This window comes from Maribellus luteus (assembly GCF_003576475.1).
GTDB classification, from domain to species: domain Bacteria; phylum Bacteroidota; class Bacteroidia; order Bacteroidales; family Prolixibacteraceae; genus Draconibacterium; species Draconibacterium luteum.
This window is the reverse complement of sequence record NZ_QWGR01000011.1, coordinates 13,283-34,800: the sequence shown is the minus strand read 5'-3', so window position 1 is coordinate 34,800 and position 21,518 is coordinate 13,283. Positions and strand designations below refer to the sequence as shown.

The window sequence follows — 21,518 nt, the reverse complement described above, 5'->3', positions numbered from 1 at the left end:
TTCTTCAACATTGGACAGATAAAAGATAAGGTGTTCAAAAAATTGATGGGTTATGAAATTATTTTACTTGCTTACATTTTTAATGTTGCTGTGCGGCATTGGCTTTGCCGCTGAGCCAACTACTCCTTCGAGCAATCTGGTTCCCAGTAATATTCAGGGGAACTCGTTGTATGTGAACTTTACAAAAGGTAACGGCGCTTACCGAATGGCCATTATAAAATTGGGATCGCCGGTTACCGCAGTCCCTCAAAACGGCCTGACTTACAATGCCAACAGCACCTTCGGGAGCGGGCAGCAAATCGCAAGCGATGAATTTGTGGTCTATTCAGGCTCTTCAACAGGATTTACCATTAACGGATTAGTGGCTGAAACCGAATATCATTTAGCCATTTATGAGTTTAACGGCACCAGTTACAACACCGAGTACCTCACTTCCAGCTACCTGGCGGATACGGTTAGCACCCTCTTCGCCCCGCAAGTTCAGGCTACATCGTTCCAGATCTCGAACATTAACGGAAACTCAATGGATCTGAACTGGACCCGCGGCGACGGTAATGCAACAATTGTATTGTGCAAGGCAGGTTCTCCGGTCGATGCCAATCCCGTTGAGCTGATTTCTTACAGATCCAACGCGGCAATGCACTACCGCGGCATAAACGAAGCATCGATCATCGGAAACGGAAATTTTGTAGTGTATAAAGGAACCAGCGGTTCTTTCACTGTCACAAATCTTTATCCTGATTCAACTTATCACTTCGCGGCCTTTGAATACAACGGCAGCTCCGGACCCGTGTATCTAACAACAAATCCGGCACGTGCGAATACTACAACTTTAAGTACCCCCACCGTTGCTTCCACCAACTTGCAAACTTCCGGGTTAATTGAAGGCAATCAGTTACAATTAAGCTGGACGCCGGGAAACGGCACACGACGTATTGTTGTTGCCCGTGAAGGAGCTCCGGTTGATGCACTTCCGCAAAACAATACGGATTACGCAGAATCAGCAGATTTCAATCTGGCAGATTCGATTGCTCCCGGGCAAAAAGTGGTGTACGACAATGCCTACAACAACTGCTATATACGCAACCTAAAAGCGGGAACTACTTACCATTTCGCAGTTTTTGAATACAGCGGATCCGGCAACAAGATCGGCTATTTAACCAGTGAATTCCCGACACACAGTGAGTCCACACAAGCAGTCCCTTCGGTAAATGTCAGTAATATTGATACCGTTTCCGTCAGTGCCTACCTGGCACAACTAAACTACACTCCCGGTAACGGAATGGGAAGAATAATTGTCATGAAAGAAGGGGCTCCCGTTGATTATGTCCCGACACAATTTGTTCGGATTTCTTCCTGGAACAGTACATTTGGTTCATACGGACATGTTGGAAACGGAAATTATGTGGTTTATAAAGGAACTGACACTACATGTTATGCCGCATTAAGTCCAAACAAAACCTACCATGTAGCGGCATTTGAATTTAACGGAACCAATTACCCGGTGTACAACACTACAAACGTTGATACTTTTTCTTTTACTACAAAATTACCTCCACCACCAACCGAGCCATCCCGGACCCTAAACTTTTCCTCCATTGAAGGAAATTCCATGCGCCTGATGTGGACAAGCGGTGACGGCGACAGAAGAATAATTATTGCACGAAAAGATTCTGCCATTACAGCTGTTCCGGCCAATGGAGTGCAGTATACTGCCAACCGGGCCTTTAATTTAGCTCCGGAATTGGCTCCCGGCCAAAAAGTTGTTTACGATGGCACCGGTTATTATGCTGATATCGATAGCCTTGAAATAGGCACAAGGTATTATTTTGAAGTAATTGAGTACAACGGAAGCGGAGATATCAGTAATTATCTGCTAAGCGAAACGCTTAAAGGGGTAAGATCAACAGCCGCCGCTCCGGAAGCTTCCGCCCGAAACATGCACTTTAAACTTATCACACTCGACAAACTCCGGATCTACTGGACACGAGGTAGCGGTGGACGAAGGCTGATTCTGGCCCGGGCCAATGCACCGGTTGACGGGATTCCGGAAAATTTGAAAACCTATTATGCCTCCACCTATTTCGGTGGGGGGGCAAAAATCGGCGACAACAGTACCATATTCAGTTATACATATTCCGGAACGGATGGCAATGATCTGGATACCGTTTATACCGAAATCACAAGCATCGACCCCGGAAATACCTACCACTTTGCCATTTTTGAGTACAACGGAATACAGGCCCCGGTTTACAAACAGATTGATCCCGAGATCGGCTCCTTCACCGTAACTTTTGAACCTCCGGCGCCTGCCACCGATTTCAGGATAAATACCGCCGATGGCAATCAGTTGGGATTAATGTGGACAAAAGGGGCTGGAGATAACCGAATCATTATTGCCCGCGAAGGACAGCCTGTTGATGCGGTGCCACAAGATGGAGTAGATTATGCGGCCAACGAAGATTTCAGGCTAGCTCCCGAAATAAGTCCGGGACAAAAAGTAATTTACGACGGCGCCAGCTATTTTGCCTATGCCAAAGGATTGGGTCCCAATACGCAGTATTACTTTAAGATTTTTGAATACGGAGGCACAGGAACTAACATCGACTACCTCACTTCAGCTCATGATTCAACAGATGGCTGGACTTACGGCCCTCCCACCATTCAAGCTTCCAACCTGGCAGTTAGCGGAATTACGCCCGAATCAGGCAATGTATCGTGGACAAACGGGGATGGGCAACGCCGGATGGTGGTTGCCAAAAAAGGAAGTCCGGTTAGCATTGAGCCCAAAGATACAACCAGCTATTCGTGGAACCAGTATTTTGGCAGAAGCGGTCATTTGGGCGATCAGAACTATGTGGTTTACAAAGGAACGGCCAATAATTTCACCATGCTCGACCTCGAAGGTGGAACAACCTACCATCTGGCAGCTTATGAATACAACGGAAATGTTGGCCCTGTGCTTTTAAGGCCGCCGTTAACCGGAAAATTCACCACACTCGGCCCCCCGCAGGAAAATGCGCAGGTACTGGATGCCACCCTGATTACAAAAAATTCATTCCAGATCAATTTCATTCCTGGAAGCGGTCAGAGAAGGATTATCGTGATGCGCGAAGGCTCTTCGGTTGATTCAGATCCCGTTGACAATGTAAATTACATCGAAAACACTTACCTGGGCGCCGGCGATTCAATTGGCTCGGGCAATTACGTGGTATACGATGGCGAAGACGACAACATTATTGTAACAGGCCTTACCGCCAACCGAACCTATTATTTCTCGATTTATGAATACAATGCATTTAACGGAGGAACGATTGTTAGCTATCTTATCCCAACAACTGCAAACGGCTTTGTCACAACCCTTCCCGACAATATTCCACCGGTGTTGGATTCCATCGAAAACAAAACCATTCCTGAATCTGAAGAACTGGCATTCAATGTAACGGCAAGCGACGACGACTTTCCCGTTCAGCAGTTGACCTACACGTTGGACAATGCCTCACTGGCCCTGGGAATGGCCATTGATCCCAATTCGGGGGCATTTTCATGGACTCCGCTGGAAGAACACGGAGGAACAGATTATCCGGCAACGGTTACTGTAACCGACAATGGGAATAATCCGGATACATTGGCTGACTCCGCGACATTCACCATTTCCGTTATTGAAACCAACTCACGCCCAACACTTGATCTGGTGGATGATCAGTCTATCGATTTTGACTCGACGCTGACCTTAAATTTCACGGCAACGGATCCCGATACTCCGATTCAGTTACTTTCGTATTCCATAAACCAAGCGGCTTTGGATGCAGGAATGACATTGGATTCATCTACCGGAGAATTTAGTTTTACTCCGGTTGCAGCACAAAGCGGACTGACTTACGACGTCGAACTAACAGTCTCAGACAATGGACTCAACCCCTCCGATTTATCCGACACGGTGTATTTCAGTATTGCAGTTTTGGCAGATACACTTGCTCCGGTAATTAGTGCTGTAAGCAATCTGACAGTTAACAATGATCCCGGCCAGTGCGGCGCTTTGGTAGAAATCATTGCCCCGTCGGTCGCCGACAACCGGGATGAAGTCACAGCCACCGGAACACGAAACGATGGTTTAGCCTTCAACTCAGAATTTCCAGTGGGTGAAACCCTCATCTTTTGGACTGCTGAAGATAATTCCGGAAACAAAGCGGATACTGTCACCCAAAAAGTTACGGTTATTGATACCACTCCACCTGTGCTTGTAAATCTACCGGCTGATATTTCAGTCTCAAACGATGCCGGTTTATGTTCTGCCCTTGTAACCTGGGCAGAAGTGCAAGCCACGGACAACTGCGGAATGGCGAGCCTGGAAAGCAACTTTTCTTCGGGCGCTGTTTTCCCTGTTGGAACAACAAGCATAATTTCCACTGCCGAAGATATTCATGGAAACATCCGGGTTGATTCGTTCAAAGTAACGGTTGACGACACGGAGCAACCTGTTCCCGATAGTCCTGTATTACCATTGCTTTCTGCCGATTGCAGAATTACTGCCTGGACTGCTCCCACTGCGACTGATAACTGCGGTGGGCAAATTACGGGAGTCCCGGATTTAACTTTACCCATCGATTACGACACCACGCTTACCTGGACTTTTACTGACGCCAATGAGAACCGATCGTATCAAACACAGGAAATTCATATAATTCTTGGCATTAGCACATGGTATGCGGACAGCGACGGTGATGGCTACGGTGCTTTCGGAACAGATTCATTGTCGTGCGAAACGCCTGACGGATATGTTTCCAACAACCTCGATTGTGACGATAACAATTCCTCTGTCAATCCCAATGATCTGGACGGCGATGGAGTGAGCAGCTGCGACGGCGACTGCGATGACACCAACCCGAACATGTTCCCGGGAAATCCGGAAGTATGCGACGGTATTGATAATGATTGCGACGGAAATGTACCCGCCGATGAACTCGATGCAGACAACGATGGATTTTCAGCCTGCAACGGCGACCTCGACGACACTGATCCGACCGTTTTCCCCAATGCACCAGAAATCTGCGATGGCAAGGACAATGATGGAGATAATCTGATAGACGAAGGAGTTGGCTCCGTTTGGTATGCTGATGCCGACGGTGATGGTTTTGGTGATCCGAATGTTGATTCTACGGCTTGTTCCGCGCCTGATGGCTTTGTTGAAAATAGCCAGGATTGTGACGATAACGATTCCTCTGTCAATCCCAATGATCTGGACGGCGATGGCGTGAGCAGCTGCGACGGCGACTGCGATGATACCAACCCGAACATGTTCCCGGGAAATCCGGAAGTATGCGACGGAATTGATAATGATTGCGACGGAAATGTACCCGCCGATGAACTGGATGCAGACAACGATGGATTTTCGGCCTGCAACGGCGACCTCGACGACACTGATCCGACCGTTTTCCCCAATGCACCGGAAATCTGCGATGGCAAGGACAATGATGGAGATAATCTGATAGACGAAGGAGTTGGCTCCGTTTGGTATGCTGATGCCGACGGTGACGGATTTGGTGATCCGAATGTTGATTCTACGGCTTGTTCCGCACCCGATGACTTTGTTTCCAACAACCTCGATTGCGACGACTCCGATATAACCGTTTATCCGGGAGCACCCGAACTTTGCGACGGAATTGACAATGATTGTGACGGAAACGTACCCGCCAATGAATTAGATGCAGACAACGATGGTTTTTCTTCCTGTCAGGGTGATTTGGATGACACTGACCCAAGCGTTTTCCCAAATGCAACGGAAATTTGTGACGGAAAGGACAATGATGGTGATGGCCTGATTGACGAAGAAATTGGCTCCGTTTGGTATGCTGATGCTGATGGTGATGGTTTTGGCGATGCGAATATTAATTCTACGGCCTGTTCCGCACCCGATGGCTTTGTCTCCAACAACCTGGACTGCGACGATAACGATTCCTCTGTCAATCCCAATGATCTGGACGGCGATGGAGTGAGCAGCTGCGATGGCGATTGCGATGATACCAATCCGAACATGTTCCCGGGAAATCCGGAAGTATGCGACGGTATTGATAATGATTGCAACGGAAACGTACCCGCCGATGAACTCGATGCAGACAACGATGGATTTTCAGCCTGTCAGGGTGATTTGGATGACACTGATCCGACCGTTTTCCCCAATGCACCGGAAATCTGTGACGGAAAGGACAATGATGGAGATAATCTGATAGACGAAGGAGTTGGCTCCGTTTGGTATGCTGATGCTGATGGTGATGGTTTTGGCGATGCGAATGTTGATTCTACGGCTTGTTCCGCACCCGATGGCTTTGTTTCCAACAACCTCGATTGCGACGATTCTGATATAACCGTTTATCCCGGAGCACCCGAACTTTGCGATGGAATCGACAATGATTGCGACGGCGAAATCGACGAAGACGTCCTGATTTTCACCTGGTATGCCGATGTTGACAAGGATGGATTTGGAAATGCAGCTGTTGATTCAATCTCTTGCGCTCAGCCTGTCGGGTTCGTAGATAATGCATTCGACTGTGATGATAACGATGCCAATATTCATCCAAATGCAACTGAAGTTTGTGATGAAATTGACAATGATTGCGACGGCGAAATCGACGAAGACGTCCTGATTTTCACCTGGTATGCCGATGTTGACAAGGATGGATTTGGAAATGCAGCTGTTGATTCAATCTCTTGTGCTCAGCCTGTCGGGTTCGTAGATAATGCATTCGACTGTGATGATAACAACGCCAATATTCATCCAAATGCGACTGAAGTTTGTGATGGAATCGACAACGATTGTGATGGCGAAATCGACGAAGACGTCCTGATTTTCACCTGGTATGCCGATGTTGACAAGGATGGATTTGGAAATGCAGCTGTTGATTCAATCTCTTGCGCTCAGCCTGTCGGGTTCGTAGATAATGCATTCGACTGTGATGATAACGATGCCAATATTCATCCAAATGTAACTGAAGTTTGCGATGGAATCGACAATGATTGTGACGGAGAAGTCGACGAAGACGTCCAGAGTTTTACCTGGTACGCCGATGTTGACAAGGATGGATTTGGAAATGCAGCTGTTGATTCAGTCTCATGCCGGCAGCCGGAGGGCTTTGTTGCCTACGCAGATGATAACTGCCCAAACACCTATAATCCTGATCAGTTGGATTCCGATGAAGACAATATTGGCGATGTGTGTGACGATACTCCTTATATCATACACTGCGTATTGAGTGAGTGGAGCGAATGGAGTAACTGCAGCGCTGAGTGCGGCGATGGAACACAATTCAGAACAAGAACAGTACTGCAACATCCCTCGAACGGAGGCACTCTCTGCGGAGACACCATTGAGTACAGGCTCTGTAACATGGGAGCTTGCGAAGGAGGCTGTCCGGTTTCAATCGAAATAGTCTCACTCACTACTCCTATTGATCCGAACCCGGTGGGAACTGAGATTGTTGCCAGTGCCGTATGTTCCGGAGCAATTGCAGAGCTGGAATGGAACTGGGGTGACGGCCATTTCACTCATCAAAGCTCTTCTGCACAAACATCTACCGCTTCTCATACCTACAACGAGCCGGGAGTTTACCGCATTGAGTTGATCGTTAGCGATACATGTGGCAATTTAGACACGATGCTTTCCGACTATATTCCGGTTTATGACCCCGATGGTGGATTTGTAACCGGCGGTGGCTGGATCTGGTCTCCGGCAGGTGCCTACAAAGAGGACATGACACTTACAGGCAAAGCCAACTTTGGTTTTGTGGCCAAATACAAAAAAGGCAGCAATGTTCCCGAAGGACACACCGAGTTTCAATTCCAGGCCGGAAACCTGAAATTCAACAGTTCGACTTTCGATGCCATGCGACTTATTATTTCAGGAGCCAAAGCTCAGTTTAAAGGAGTAGGAATCATTAATGGCAGTGGCAATTACGGGTTTATGATATCAGTTATTGACGGCGCCCTGAGCGGTAGCAGTGACCTTGATAAATTCAGAATAAAAATCTGGGATCTTAATAACAATGGAGCAATTGTGTATGATAACAACATTGAACAGACCGACGAAACAGCAGAACCGGCAACGGTGGTTAGCGGCGGTTCGGTCATCATCCATAAACCCAAAGGAAATAAATCGGCCAGCATAGCGTCTCCGGAACTCACCGACACGCAGAGCATCGAAATCAAGGTATGGCCCAACCCATTCAATGAAAGGGTCGTATTTGATTTTACCGCAGCAGAAGCCGGACCTGCGTTACTCGAACTTTACAACGCATCGGGAGCAAAAATCAATACTTTGCTAAGAAGGCATGTAGACGAAAACGAAAAAGTAACAGTGGAATATATTCCGTCGAATGTTGCTACTGGAGTTATTATTTACCGGTTGCAACTTGGCAAATCGGTGTTTACCGACCGGCTTATTTACGACAAGCGACAATAACAACCATTACCCATCAAGAGAGGCCGTCCCGGAGTAATCCGGTTGACGGCCTTTCATTTTTACGCTGAAAACACAACGCCTGCAGCCTTGCAAGATGAAAAGAAGTGATCTTTCTCTCACTCAAAGAAACCCTTGCTAAAAGAAAAAGAGGAACAACCAAAAAACAGGTCATTCCTCTCGTTGAATAATGGATCAATATTGCGCTTAGCGGAAATTATCTGTAAAGAAAATCCCGGCAGGGAAGTTTGTATAATCTTTAAAATCGTTCACCAGCACTGGTGTTTCGCCGCTAAAATTAAACACGGTAATATCGTTGATTAAAAAATCCAGGCCATAACCTTTAATGGTGTTAAAATACACTTCTCCGGTTACGGGGTGCACTCCCAGATTGTTGTACACAATTCCGGCATTTTCGATGTGATCTTTCACGTCCGTCATTTCTTTTGTTTCCCCGGTTTCCAGAATGTGCCGGTAAATTTTGGTGGATGAACTGAAATAAACCGTATCGCCTTTGGCTCCAATGGCCGGAGACGCTCCCCACCCTGCGCTGATTCGTACATCCGCCACTTCATTTTGTTGGATGGTACTGTAATCTGCCGGGTCGATTTTTAGCACGAACGAAGGAGTTCCGTTGCACGAAACCAGCAGCTTATCATCGGCCGAACGAACGATTCCGGAAAGTGTCCCCGGCAACTCGATTTCCCCATTTAGCTGGCCATCCTGCAAAACAAATACTTTCTTTCCGGCAGGTACAAAAACTTTCCCGTTTACCACCGCCATCCGGTTTTTCATGGCTCCCGATGTGCCGTCAACAAAAGTCAGCTCTTTGCTTCCAAGGTTCAATAAATATACCCCGGCATTATCCCGGATGTAAGCACTGTTGCCAACAACAGCCACATGGGTCGGCCAACTTAGCCCCTCCAATTCTGCATTGGAATAGGCCACTTCTTTTTCGAGTGTTTCGGCATTCGCCACCACCAACATTCCATCTCCACCATCGCGATCACCATTCTGAGCCATGATGTACATTTTACCATCGGCAATAAAAAGATCTTGTGCTGAATTTCCCAACTCCGATCCATTCACTTTTTGGTAAACACTATCGGTTGCAACTCCTTTTGAGCTGATAAAAATAAGCGTGCCATTCTCCGAAGTCATGTTTCCTTCGTTCAAAACCCAAACACCATCGCGGTATTTTCCAAAAACACTTACTGAAAATGTCGTTGAGTATTCTCCTCCAGCATTCGAAGCTTTCAGTATAATTTCATGGTCTCCTATCTCGCCGGAAACAAAAGCCAGGGTATCGCCTGCTTCCACTGCTTCGTTATCGATCAGCCACGAATGAGTAGCTTCCTCACTGCTGTTGATTTCGGCAATCAGATACAGGGTATCGTTTTGGGCTATTTCCTCTCCTCCTCCGAGGCTCTTGATATTCGCACTAGGAGGGTTCGGTAAAATGGGATCATCATCGGAACAGGAAAACAAAGTGATTCCAATAAAAAGTGCCGCCAGTAATTTCAAATTAGTTTTCATATCTGTTTTAATTTTTGAATTATTTTATTCGTTATTATCTGCTTCCAGTAAATGCAAATCTTCGGCCCCGGCCACTTCGGTGGAGCATTCTCCCAGCCAGCCATTTTCCTGGTTAACACCGCAGTGCACCCTTACAAAATCGATCCCGGGCAGGTGTACTTTGTTGCCGTCCTTGTCAATTGCCCAGTCGATGTCGATGCCTGATTTTTCATGGCCGTTTGGATAGTTGTCGGCATAACCAAAGTCAAAAGCGTACAAAACAAAGTAGTTCCCCTGACCGCTTTCGTCAATACCATTTTGAGGTAAGAGTGTACCTTCCAGCGTATAAGAATCGCCATCAATCCACCCTGGAAAATAAGGCTGCCGGTGAAAGGCATTTTTTACTTTGTAGCCCGAATTTCCGCGGTTATCTTCCCAGCGGATGTATTCCGCGATCGCCCCTTCGGTCTCTTCTTCAGGCCTGAAATACGTGATCTTGTATTCGCGGATCAATTCGATGTTATTGCCAGCTTCTTCGGCCATCGGATACCAAGGTTCGCTAGTTTCCGGGTTGTGTGCGCTACCGGCTATTTCATACCATTCATCCGCATCGGGCTCATTATTCTTATTCCTGTCATAAGCCACCATAATTACTCCCGGTTCGCAACTTCCGCCAAACGGAGCATCGGGGCGCGGATTGGATGCTGCCCCAAAGGCATTGCCTTTTACGCGGAAATCGCGCTTCCCCGGAATATTGACCACGGTGTGGTCGAAGCCAAAAACCACGTAGCCCCCAAAACCACCGAGCGTAATCATGCTTGCGTCTTCACCCGCCAAAAGCTCGTTGACTTTCGCAATCATAGTTTCCTTTGTATCCCCTTCGTCGTATTTGGGAAGCTTGTTTACAAATTGCCCGATACCCGGCAAATAATCATGAACCTGCGACAGGTAAGGACTAAACGGCTCTGCTTCCGGCTCAACCCTAACGCGGGTATCCAAAGTATCCTTCCCCGTTTTATCGCTAACCAGAAGTCTTAGCCCGTACTCCCCGGTTGGGATCACAATAAACTCAAGTTCTGCCTCATCATGTATTACCGAATCTTTCGCACCATCCGGCGTTTCGATCAGGCGCCATTCAAAACTTGCATTGTCAAAACCGGTTATTTCGGGTTTAATGTTCAACACCGTTGAACGGGTAATGGTGTGCCTTTCGCTTAACGAAATTTCATTCACTTCAACCTCATCGGAACAAGCTACCATACCCGAGGCAGCAACTGCGGCAAAAAGCCAGCTCAGAAATCGATTGGTCTTTCTCATTTTTTATGTATTTATGTTAATCATTTGTTTTTATCAAGGCAAAATGGGCGGGGATGTCGCCCGTACGAACACTCCATTTCCGGGTTCCGTCCCGGTCGAAACAGTACAGCATACCCGGAGTTACATAGTTTCCGGCATCGGCAAGAAAAATATCGCCTTTTTCAGGGTGAACCATCACTCCGTAGGGAATCTCAATTTGCTGTTCAGAGCCATCGCTTATGAAATTCCGGGTGACAACTTCTCGGGTTTGGGTGTTTACAACGGCGTAAGTGATCTCGTTCGAAAAAGTAATGTAACTCCAGGAAACACTGCATACGTACAGCGAATCACCGTGCTGCCACCAGCTGCTAACCGGCACATCAATGGTATCGGTCACTACCTGTTTTTCTGCATCGATAAAGAACAAACGCGACGGCAGTTCTTTGTAGTCGCCACGTGAACTTACCCACAGATTTCCCCGTTTATCAGCCCTTATGCGATGCAGGTTGTAGTCAACATCAATGCGCTTTTCTTCCGTAAAGCTTTCGAGATCGATAACCGAAACCGTACGTTCGTAATTCTCCGTACTGCCGGATCCCATGTATCCGCCCGAATTGGCCACGTAAATTTTCCCGTTTGCAATCGCGAGCTCGTCGGGCTGAAACCCTACCAGGCATTTACCGACCACCTGCAACGTAGCTGTATCAACTTTAGCCACAAAGCCAAGCTGGGTATAATCGGGATTGATCTCCACCGGACCGGCATAGGAAGTTACATACGCATATTTTCCGTGAAAACGGATGTAACGGCAGTTGGGAATTTCAATTTGTCCGATGCGAACCGCAGTTTGTGCATCCAGCACCTCTACCTTGTTCGACACGTTGATGACCGCATAGAGTTTCGAGCCGTACACCTGGAGGTCGTTGCCCACATCACCCAGTTCTTTTGGGACATTGGGATTCACCTCTGCATAAATGTTACGTTTGTAGGTACCCGTTTCGAAGTCGTAAAAATCGAGGGTCGATTTATTGCTTCCCATATTCCCTTCGTTCAACAGGTAAAATCCGCGGTATTCACCTGTTTCTCCCGTATCAACATCGATGTTGTCTGCAGTAAAAAGTTCCACATCGTCGCGGCACGAAAACAGGATCAAGACCGACAACAAACCGATCATTCGTAGAAATAATTTGCTCATAATTCAAATGTGAGAGTGATTTTGTAATTGCGTTTGGGCATGGGGTAGTTTAGCACCACCTCGTAATCCTGGCTTAGCAGGTTACTCACTTCGAGGGCTACTTTCAGGTTGGATTCCTTTAGACTGAAATTTTTCAGAAGCGACATATCATTCGTGTACCAGGGTTGCTCATAATTTTCGCGGATATTGGCAGAATTGTGGTAACGCTCGCCCACATAAATAAAGCTGTAATTAAGTTGCCAGTTTTGGTAGCTTCCCGATACAATGAGCGAACCGCTGTGCCAGGGAATGTAGGGTATTTGCCCGCCCCACGTAATCTTTTCCAGTTCCGGGTTTTTGCGGCGCGTAAAGTCCTGTGCCTTTTGATAAGTATAAGTGCCTTTTACATGAAACAGCACGTTGCGGGGCAAATGAAAAACAGCTTTTGAAGAAACATCGAGACCGCGAATTTCAACCTTGCCAAGGTTCATCATCATCCAGCGATACATTCCACTTCCCTTCGGAACAGCCACAATTTTATTTCTGACCTCGTTGTAATATCCGTCGAGCTGTAACTCCCAGTGAGCCAACGTTTGCTGCTCATAGCTTTTTGAATACTTTAGACCAAGGTTGTACTGATGGGTGAATTCGGGTTGCAACTGAATGTTTCCGATATCGGTGTAATACAAGTCGTTAAAAGTCGGCATCCGAAAAATATGCTTGTAAAAAGCCCGGAAGCTTAGGTTTTGAGCCGCAAAAGGCGCATACGAAAAGAACACCGCCGGAGTAAACTCTTCTTTATTGGGAGCAGAACCGGCCTGATTTGCAGTGTTTTTGCCGGAGGTAATTTTTTCGTTGATCAGGGTCGCCAAGATACTGGCCTGCGCTTTTATTTTTCCAAGATCGATGGCAGTTGCAAGTGCTATTAATGTAGAGTTACGTGTTGGGTAGACCATGTCATCCAGATCGGATTCCAGCAAGTTTAGCTGAAAGTCGGTAGAAAGTGAAACATCCCAAAACCCGGTTATAGCGTACTTTTGTGCCAGCGAAACATAGGCCTCGCCTTGCCGGAAGGTGTTGTCAATGTACATCAATGTGGTGTCGGGGTTCAGGTAACGCATGCGGTCGCTGGCAAACTTAAACTTCAGCATCACATCGTATTTATCGGTAAGCACTTTCCGCGCTCCTCCCTGAACAAAAAAGTTGGTGTCCCACTGGCGCTGGGCGTTCATCCAGCGGTTATTGACAATGGCTCCGGGAATTCCCCGTTCCGAATCGTAGAAATAGGCTTTCAGCTCCCAGTTTCCTTCGTTTATCCTGCCATATAAACCAGCTTCGGCCCGAAAGGCGTAAATGTCCCCGTTTTTCCGGATGGCAGTTGTGTCGTAAGCCACCTCGTTGCTGCCGGGCAATACCCGTTTGTAGCGAAATTTGTATTTCCCCGAAGAATAAATATACTCGGTATTCACCGAAGCGCTTACTGTCTCACTGAGCTTGCGTTCGTATAAAAAAGAAGGATTGACCAAATCAAATGAACCGGTGCGAAACGTGGCTTTCAGATGCTGCTTTTCCTGTTGGCTAAAATGCGGACGACGGAACCTTAAGTAAACAGAACCGGAAGATCCGTAGTCCCTGGCCGGTTGAAAGATGTCGCTTTTTTGCCCGTTGTAGAGCGAAATACTTTCGATGTTATCCAACGAAAATTTCCCCAGGTCGATTTGCCCGTTTTGCGCATTCCCCAATTGAATCCCGTCGTAGAAAACCCCCATGTGGTTGGTTCCCATGCTACGAATATCCACCGTTTTCAAACCTCCTACGCCGCCGTAGTCTTTCAGCTGCACACCGGCAAAATAGCGGATGGCGTCGGCCACCGAGAAACTGTTAAGTGCTTTAAGTTGCGCCCCTTCGAGCTGCTGCGCCGGGATAATGGCTTTGGCAGAAGTTTTTGCGGCTGTTATCCTCACCTCGTCAATGTGCTGCACACTATCCAATTTGCTTTGCGCAATCAGACAAAAAGGCAAGAATAAATAAAGCAGCAATATTAAAGAGAATTTTCTGTTCATTGTCTAATTCCTGAATATTACTACTTCCAGGAAATGACCAATACAGAACAGAAAAGCAGTTCCGAAGAAGAACCTTTCTTTCTCTAAACTTTAGTCCCCGAAAGTTTAAAAATTATGTTTTCACTGGCAGGTTTTCTGACTTGCTCATCTTGTACACCTTCCCATTCGTCAAGCGACGAACAGTGGTTTTTCCAGTACAAGACCTTTACTGAGCTTACAGCAGCGGGCCTGTTCAGGATTTTCACCTGATTCCCTCTTAGCCATACAAACGATGGCACCAATGTTGGGACAAAACTATAATATTATTTTGATAAAAAGAGAATACCCGGGCAGGAGTTTCCAACTTAAAACACAACACACTGTTTATGACAAGTTTGCAATGCCCCCTTTTCCTAACATTCCGGATAAGGGGGCAAAAAAAAGCTGCCAACAACGATGTTGCGGCAGCTTTTTTTTATAGTGTAAGTTCTGTTATACCATTGGGTATTTTTTGAAGATCGCTTCTGAGCGCATCAGGATATCCACATATTGCGCACGTTGATAGGTAAATGGATCTTTCATATTCTTGCGGGCCAGTTTTCCGCGGAAATCAGCCAGCGATTTATAGCCTTTGTCATCCATCCAGCGGTTGATGTCCATCAGAATGTCAGACACCACTGAAGGCGAATTCCGGTAGATGGTGCTTACCATTTGTACCACATCGGCACCGGCCAGAATCATTTTTATCACATCGTTCGCGTCGTAAATCCCCCGGTTGATACAAATACTGCCTTCCAGGTTACCATGCAGCAAACCGGCAAAACGCAGCCCCACCATGTGGTCTTTTGGGTTGCTCAGTTCCCACGGATAGAAATATTCTTCTTTGTCGATATCCACTTCCGGCTGGAAAAAGCGGTTGAATAAAACATAAGCATCGGCGCCCGCCTCATCCACTTTTTTGATAAAGTTCAACGGATTGGTGTAGAACATACTCATTTTCACACTTACCGGGATGCTCACCGCTTCTTTTACGGCCTTTACAATTTGCACCTGTTTGTCTTCGATCGATTCGCCGGTAACTTCAAAATAACCGGGAACGGCATACAGGTTAAGTTCCAACCCGGCCACGCCTGTTTTCTCCAGCTCTTTGGCATATTCTACCCAGGTGGGTTCGTAAATGGCATTTAAGCTGGCAAAAACCGGAACGTTCACGCTTTTTACCAGTTTCTCCAAATTGTAGAGGTGTTCTTTGGGTCCGGCATGTTCGAGCCCCGGGAAAAGACTTGTCATTTCGGCATTGCGGTTTTCATATTCCGAAAGCAACTCGTCCATCTGAAGGCCTTCCAGCTGAATCTGCTCTTCAAAAAGCGAGCGGTAAACAATGGCTCCAATTCCGGCTTCTTCAATCTGCTTGATCACTTCAGGTTTTGTTACCAGGTTACATGCTCCGAGAATAAGTGGGTTTTTTAACTGAATACCCATGTAGGTTGTTGATAGATCTGCCATAATGTATCGTTTTTATTGATTTAACTCTTTTTTGATAGAGGAACTTAAATTACAAATATTTTGTTCATGAATTACACGAAAATTAACTCCCGTTTTGAAAAATAAGCAATCCATCCCGTCCAAAGGCCCCCTTTCTTCGCAATCACTGTGCTGAAACACATTCACAATCAGCCATAAAAACAAAGAGCCGCTAATCGTTTGACCAGCGGCTCCTGCTATCGTTATTTAAAATGCTTTTACAGCAAACTTAATGTTACCGTTAACCCGGCCATTACTACTGAAACCATTGTCATTAATTTGATCAGGATGTTCAATGAAGGACCTGAAGTATCTTTAAAAGGATCACCAACAGTATCACCTACAACACCCGCTTTGTGTGCTTCGCTGCCTTTACCGCCGTAGTTTCCTTTTTCGATGAATTTCTTGGCATTATCCCACGCACCACCGGCATTGTTCATAAATACGGCCAGTGTGAAACCAGCTGTAAGACCACCGGCCAGCAAACCAATAACACCGGCTACGCCCATGGCAGCACCTACAATTACCGGCACGATTATGGCCACCAGCGAAGGCACCAACATTTCGCGCTGTGCACCTTTGGTCGAAATTTCCACACACTTTGCATATTCCGGAGTTCCTGTTCCATCCAGGATACCTTTGATCTCACGGAACTGGCGACGTACTTCTTCCACCATTGCACCGGCAGCCCGGCCAACGGCTTTCATGGTCATGGCACTAAACAGGAAGGCCATCATCGATCCAAGAAAAAGCCCGCCCAGAAACAAGGGGTTAAACAGCGTGATGTCGTAAGCTGCCGAGAAATCTTTTACCGAGGCAGCCGATATTTTCACCGCTTTCATTCCGTCGTGAACGGCCGGTGCCACATCGTTGTAGAAAATGTATTCACCTTTTGTAATAAAGCCTTCACCTGCTTTGGCAATTTTTCCAAACCACAAACGCACTTCTTCCATGTAAGCAGAAATCAGCGCCATGGCAGTCAATGCAGCCGAACCAATGGCAAAACCTTTACCGGTTGCAGCGGTTGTGTTACCCAGCATATCGAGAGCGTCGGTGCGTTCACGAACTTCTTTCGGCAGTTCAGACATTTCGGCATTACCTCCAGCGTTGTCAGCAATCGGGCCAAAAGCATCGGTTGCCAAAGTAATTCCCAGCGTAGAAAGCATACCTACAGCGGCAAAACCAATTCCGTAAACGCCCATTGCAAACTCACTGCCACCTCCGGCAGCCCAGAAAGCCCCCATAATTCCAAGCACGATGGTTACCACCGGAATCCAGGTAGAGCCCATTCCCACAGCAATCCCATCAATAATGGTAGTGGCAGGTCCCTGCTGCGCTTGTTTAGCAATACCCTTTGTCGGGCCGTATTCATCTGATGTATAATATTCGGTAGCCTGACCAATGATAACACCGGCAGCCAAACCAATTACCACCGCGCCAAAAACACCCCAGGTAATCCAGCCTGTGTAAGCCAAGCCCACCATGGCCAGCAAAATAAGCACCGAACTACCACCGGTTCCCAGCAACAAGGCGTTCAACAGGTTTTTCTGGGTAGCCGATTCTTTGGTACGTACCATGTAAATTCCGACAATGGAAAGGATGATACCCATTGCAGCCACAATCATTGGAGCAGTAACTGCCTGGATGGCGGTTATGCCTGTTTTCTCGAGCGCAATGGCAGGAAGTGCGGCACCCAATGCGGCAGTTGCCAGGATAGAACCGGCATACGATTCGTAAAGGTCGGCCCCCATACCGGCCACATCACCCACGTTATCACCCACGTTATCGGCAATGGTAGCAGGGTTACGCGGGTCGTCTTCCGGAATACCGGCTTCCACTTTCCCCACGAGGTCGGCGCCCACATCAGCCGCTTTGGTGTAAATACCACCGCCTACACGTGCAAACAAGGCCTGGGTAGAAGCACCCATTCCGAAGGTAAGCATGGTAGTTGTAATCTCCACCAGTTTCTGATGTTCGGTAGTTCCGGCATGAACAAATTCAAGCCCCAAAAAGTGCAGACCACTGGTCATATGCTCCGGGGTAAAAACGATCTCACTTAAAAATAAATACCAGGCTGCAATATCGAGAAGCGCAAAACCCACTACCACAAGTCCCATAACGGCGCCACTTCGGAAAGCTACCTGCAAGCCTTTATTGAGCGACTGCGAAGCTCCGTGAGCAGTACGTGCCGATGCAAACGTAGCGGTTTTCATACCCAGGAAACCACAAAGGCCCGAGAAGAAACCCCCGGTAATAAATGCAATCGGGACAAACGGGTTTTGGACTTTGAAAAAAGCCATAATGGAAAGTAGTATGAACAGAACCACAAATACGATTCCCACTACTTTGTACTGACGCTTCAGGTAAGCCATTGCACCGTCGCGAACGTACTGGGCAATTTCTTTCATCCGGTCGGTACCTTCCGAATTCTTCATCATCGATTTGAAGAAAATCCAGGCAAACACCAGCGCCAGAATGGAGGCGATGGGTACTAGAATAAAAATACTGTTCATAAGATGATAAATTTTTAGTGTAACACTGTTACGGTTTAGATTTCAATGTAATATTATATGATTGCAACCACCCTGTTTTTCGACGGGCAGTGGTCAGTTTCTTTCCTCCGGTTCCTAAGACAAAGATAAATCTTAGATTGAATTGCTAAAGCTTTGCACCTACTGTTTCTTCCTGATTCAGTATAAATTAACAATACTTTCGGGTCTTTTATTCTGTAAAAAAGTTAGTGAAAGTTTGCTGTTTTTTGAAACAAATGCCTGTGTTTTTACAACGAATAATACGGTCTTCCAAGATTCAGTTTTTGGCAGCGTTAATAAATCAACTTTCCGGGACCATTATCTTCCGAAAAAAAAGACCTGAATGCAACAAAAAACCCCGCATTTTACTGCGAGGTTTTTCATCCATCCAAGAATGCATCATTCTTTATAACCATGAAGTTTTAGCTCACTGCAACCTGAACATCGGTTGGGTTGATCAGCGTGTTAAACACCGGCGACTGTTTGGCAAAGCTGAGTAGCTGTTCTTTTTCTTCTTCGGAAGCACCTTCAATGTTGAACTTCACGCGAATTTGGCTGAATTCCTTTGGAATTTCGGGGTTCATTCCCAAAAATCCCTGCACATCCACATCGCCTTCGATGCTGGAAGAAACCGCTGCAACTTCAATTCCTTTTCCTGCTGCCAGCAAAACCATTGCCGTGGTCATGCACGCAAGCAAACCGTGTAGTAATATTTCGCCGGGATTGGCACCTTTGTTCTCTCCCAGCAAAACCGGTGGTTCGTCGTTGTCGAAAACAAACGGAGTTTCCCGCGAAGTGTCTTCCTGGCAGGCGCCGTAAAATCCCTGCACAAAACTTCGGTTGTGTCCGCCCGAAATCCAGGTGTTGGTGGCACGCAATTCAAATTTTGATACTTCAGGATTCCCCTGAATGGCTGCTACTGTGTTCATGATTCCTTCAGTGCTGAATCCGTTTACTGTTTTTACTGCTGTTTCCATTTTTATTTGTTTTTATGGTTAATAATTAAGTACAATGCAAAGATAGGTTGCGACAACAGGCAGCAGGTAGGCACAGCGGTTCACAAAATCGGCAGAAAAGTCCAAATGTACTTTTTACCGTATTTCACGATTGTTTTTTAGCAAAAAACGGAAGAAAAAAATGGTCATCACGCTTTTACCGAACGGTACTGAAGCGGGGTGCAGTTAAATTTTTGTTTGAATACACGGATAAAACTTGAAGGCTCTTCAAATCCACAGTCGAACGAAATTTGCCCAACCGATTTGTCCGAAGTTAGCAGCAGATGCGCTGCAAAGTCGAGCCTTTTTTGGGTGAGCCACTTCCCCGGCGATGTGCCGTAAACCGAGTTAAACACCCGTTTAAACGAACTCAGGCTCATGTTGCAAAGCGTTGCAAACTGTTCCAGTTTCAGGTTGTAGGCAAAATTCTCTTCCATTACCTGCCGAAGTTGTGTGCTTTGGTCTTTATTGAGTGAATTCAGGTAACGGGCCACCTCGGTGTGCAAGGGACGCGTAAAAATATTCAACAGCAATTCCTCGAATTTATGGATCAGCAGATTCTTATCGGGAAGCAACTGGGCACCCAAAAAAGTGGCCAGCGAATTTACGTAGGCTTCCAGGTATTCGTCGAGCTGAACACGGATTACCGAGTCGGGTTCAGCTACCTGCTGCGGTAAGCTTCGGATAGCACTGGAAAAACGGCTGGTGAATTTTGTGATGAAATCGTCGGGGATAAACACCATTAACGCGCAGTACTGCTCTTCGAAATACTGATGCACCAAGTTGGCGCCTTTTCGCACAAACAACGAATCGCCGGTTTGCACCACATAATCGTTGTAAATGCTGCGCCACATTTTTTTACCACTGGTTACAAACACAAAATAATTGGTATCCGACCAAATACCCGCCTTCGTTTCTTCGGCCATGCATTTGTACTCGACAAACAAGAGGTCGTCGATGATCAGCTTTTTGTAGAAATTGTTATTCCGGATAAATGAATGAAGATCGAGCATTTTCTTTCAATGTATTGTTTCCAATTAAGTTAGGGCAAAAAATCAAAAACTCCTAGCTCTCTTTTTCCTGCCGGTAGAACAAAACTGCACACAACAATTTGCAATATGGCGGACTATCACCCGCCACATACAAGCGACCATCGTGCTTCATGCCGAAAAATGCCCTTCAATTTAAAGGGCATTAAGGATGTATCAATTGTTTGCCGAGAAGATATGAATTGGATAATGTAAACTATACTCATCGTTTGTCTTTGTAACATTTATCCCTAAGTCATTTACACCAGCATCAGCGATAATCATGCCTTTCAAAGCCTCTGAGTCACTTGGAAACGAAGCCTCAAGTTGTTCTTTGAGTCCAATTCGCATAGAATAGAAATCGGTATTCAGGTTTTTGAAACCCACCTTTTCAAAAAGAACAGTAAATTCGGTCAGCGAAAGGGCAGCTACGTGAGAACAATCCCTGTTCTTTTCCATTTCATTATACTTTTTAATTTTGGAATCTGGTAAAGACACATCAACAACTATAACTATCCCGCCAGGTTTACAGACCCTTTTCATTTCAGACAAAACTTTGAAAGGATTTAAAAAATGATGGAAGCCGAATCTTGAAACAACAATTGAAAAGCTCCCGTCATCATAGGGTAAGTTTTCCACATCCCCCATTTGCCAGGTAATATTTTTAATATTCTGTTTCAACTGTAATTTCTTTGCTTCATCAAGCATTCCCTGAGTCATATCAATGCCTGTTACATGCCTGGTGTATTTCGCAAACTCGCAAGAAACAATGCCCGACCCGCATGCAATATCCAAAACATCATCTTTCCTGGATGCGGAAGATAGTGCTATCAGCTTCTCTAAAGAATCGCTATGCGAGCGTATCGACGAGTATCCGCTTGCTTGTTTTGTGAATTGCTCTACAATGTTTTTGTGGTGATTTTGAGTGTTCATAATCCAATATTTTAATTTTCAACAAATT

10 protein-coding genes and 1 riboswitch are annotated in these 21,518 nt (G+C 46.3%); of the genes, 1 reads left to right on the top strand and 9 read right to left on the bottom strand.

All coding sequences use genetic code 11. The features are described from left to right. Nucleotides 1-52 precede the first annotated feature (52 nt). Entirely contained in the window at nucleotides 53-8,455 is an 8,403-nt protein-coding gene (locus tag D1614_RS16835; RefSeq protein ID WP_119439142.1) for a MopE-related protein, read from the top strand. Nucleotides 8,456-8,659: 204 nt separating this feature from the next. On the opposite strand, the gene D1614_RS16830 is transcribed toward D1614_RS16835, so the two are convergent. The 9 genes from D1614_RS16830 to D1614_RS16790 all read right to left on the bottom strand — a co-directional run bounded on the left by D1614_RS16830 (nucleotide 8,660) and on the right by D1614_RS16790 (nucleotide 21,490). Further along, nucleotides 8,660-9,988, bottom strand: a complete 1,329-nt coding sequence (locus D1614_RS16830; RefSeq protein ID WP_119439141.1) for a DUF5074 domain-containing protein — start codon at nucleotides 9,986-9,988, stop codon at nucleotides 8,660-8,662. Nucleotides 9,989-10,012: 24 nt separating this feature from the next. Beyond that, nucleotides 10,013-11,284, bottom strand: coding sequence for a hypothetical protein (locus D1614_RS16825; protein WP_206610060.1), 1,272 nt, complete (start codon nucleotides 11,282-11,284; stop codon nucleotides 10,013-10,015). 16 nt (nucleotides 11,285-11,300) lie between these two features. Next, nucleotides 11,301-12,458 carry a YncE family protein gene (locus D1614_RS16820; protein ID WP_119439140.1) on the bottom strand — a complete coding sequence of 386 codons (1,158 nt, stop codon included), beginning with the start codon at nucleotides 12,456-12,458 and terminating at the stop codon, nucleotides 11,301-11,303. Beyond that, complete coding sequence (locus tag D1614_RS16815) at nucleotides 12,455-14,500, bottom strand: TonB-dependent receptor (RefSeq protein WP_119439139.1); 2,046 nt, start codon at nucleotides 14,498-14,500, stop codon at nucleotides 12,455-12,457. Before D1614_RS16815 ends, D1614_RS16820 begins: the two co-directional genes overlap by 4 nt. A 108-nt stretch (nucleotides 14,501-14,608) precedes the next feature. Next, nucleotides 14,609-14,797, bottom strand: a riboswitch (cobalamin riboswitch). A gap of 174 nt (nucleotides 14,798-14,971) precedes the next feature. Further along, a complete protein-coding gene (locus D1614_RS16810; RefSeq protein ID WP_119439138.1) occupies nucleotides 14,972-15,985 on the bottom strand; it encodes a dihydroorotate dehydrogenase-like protein in 1,014 nt (337 codons plus the stop codon). Between the two features lie 236 nt (nucleotides 15,986-16,221). Then, complete coding sequence (locus D1614_RS16805) at nucleotides 16,222-18,516, bottom strand: sodium-translocating pyrophosphatase (protein WP_119439137.1); 2,295 nt, start codon at nucleotides 18,514-18,516, stop codon at nucleotides 16,222-16,224. A 440-nt stretch (nucleotides 18,517-18,956) separates the two neighbouring features. Next, nucleotides 18,957-19,511, bottom strand: a complete 555-nt coding sequence (locus D1614_RS16800) for an OsmC family protein (protein WP_119439136.1) — start codon at nucleotides 19,509-19,511, stop codon at nucleotides 18,957-18,959. 167 nt (nucleotides 19,512-19,678) lie between these two features. Beyond that, nucleotides 19,679-20,542 carry a helix-turn-helix domain-containing protein gene (locus tag D1614_RS16795; RefSeq protein WP_119439135.1) on the bottom strand — a complete coding sequence of 288 codons (864 nt, stop codon included), beginning with the start codon at nucleotides 20,540-20,542 and terminating at the stop codon, nucleotides 19,679-19,681. Between the two features lie 192 nt (nucleotides 20,543-20,734). Further along, the gene (locus D1614_RS16790) at nucleotides 20,735-21,490 is read right to left on the bottom strand and encodes a class I SAM-dependent methyltransferase (RefSeq protein ID WP_119439134.1); all 756 of its coding nucleotides are present in this window, start codon (nucleotides 21,488-21,490) and stop codon (nucleotides 20,735-20,737) included. Nucleotides 21,491-21,518 lie beyond the last annotated feature (28 nt).

What these genes read in the sequence shown, in the direction of transcription:
- D1614_RS16835 (WP_119439142.1), top strand. Translation starts at nt 53, where the DNA reads ATGAAATTATTTTACTTGCTTACATTTTTAATGTTGCTGTGCGGCATT.
- D1614_RS16830 (WP_119439141.1), bottom strand. Translation starts at nt 9,988, where the DNA reads ATGAAAACTAATTTGAAATTACTGGCGGCACTTTTTATTGGAATCACT.
- D1614_RS16825 (WP_206610060.1), bottom strand. Translation starts at nt 11,284, where the DNA reads ATGAGAAAGACCAATCGATTTCTGAGCTGGCTTTTTGCCGCAGTTGCT.
- D1614_RS16820 (WP_119439140.1), bottom strand. Translation starts at nt 12,458, where the DNA reads ATGAGCAAATTATTTCTACGAATGATCGGTTTGTTGTCGGTCTTGATC.
- D1614_RS16815 (WP_119439139.1), bottom strand. Translation starts at nt 14,500, where the DNA reads ATGAACAGAAAATTCTCTTTAATATTGCTGCTTTATTTATTCTTGCCT.
- D1614_RS16810 (WP_119439138.1), bottom strand. Translation starts at nt 15,985, where the DNA reads ATGGCAGATCTATCAACAACCTACATGGGTATTCAGTTAAAAAACCCA.
- D1614_RS16805 (WP_119439137.1), bottom strand. Translation starts at nt 18,516, where the DNA reads ATGAACAGTATTTTTATTCTAGTACCCATCGCCTCCATTCTGGCGCTG.
- D1614_RS16800 (WP_119439136.1), bottom strand. Translation starts at nt 19,511, where the DNA reads ATGGAAACAGCAGTAAAAACAGTAAACGGATTCAGCACTGAAGGAATC.
- D1614_RS16795 (WP_119439135.1), bottom strand. Translation starts at nt 20,542, where the DNA reads ATGCTCGATCTTCATTCATTTATCCGGAATAACAATTTCTACAAAAAG.
- D1614_RS16790 (WP_119439134.1), bottom strand. Translation starts at nt 21,490, where the DNA reads ATGAACACTCAAAATCACCACAAAAACATTGTAGAGCAATTCACAAAA.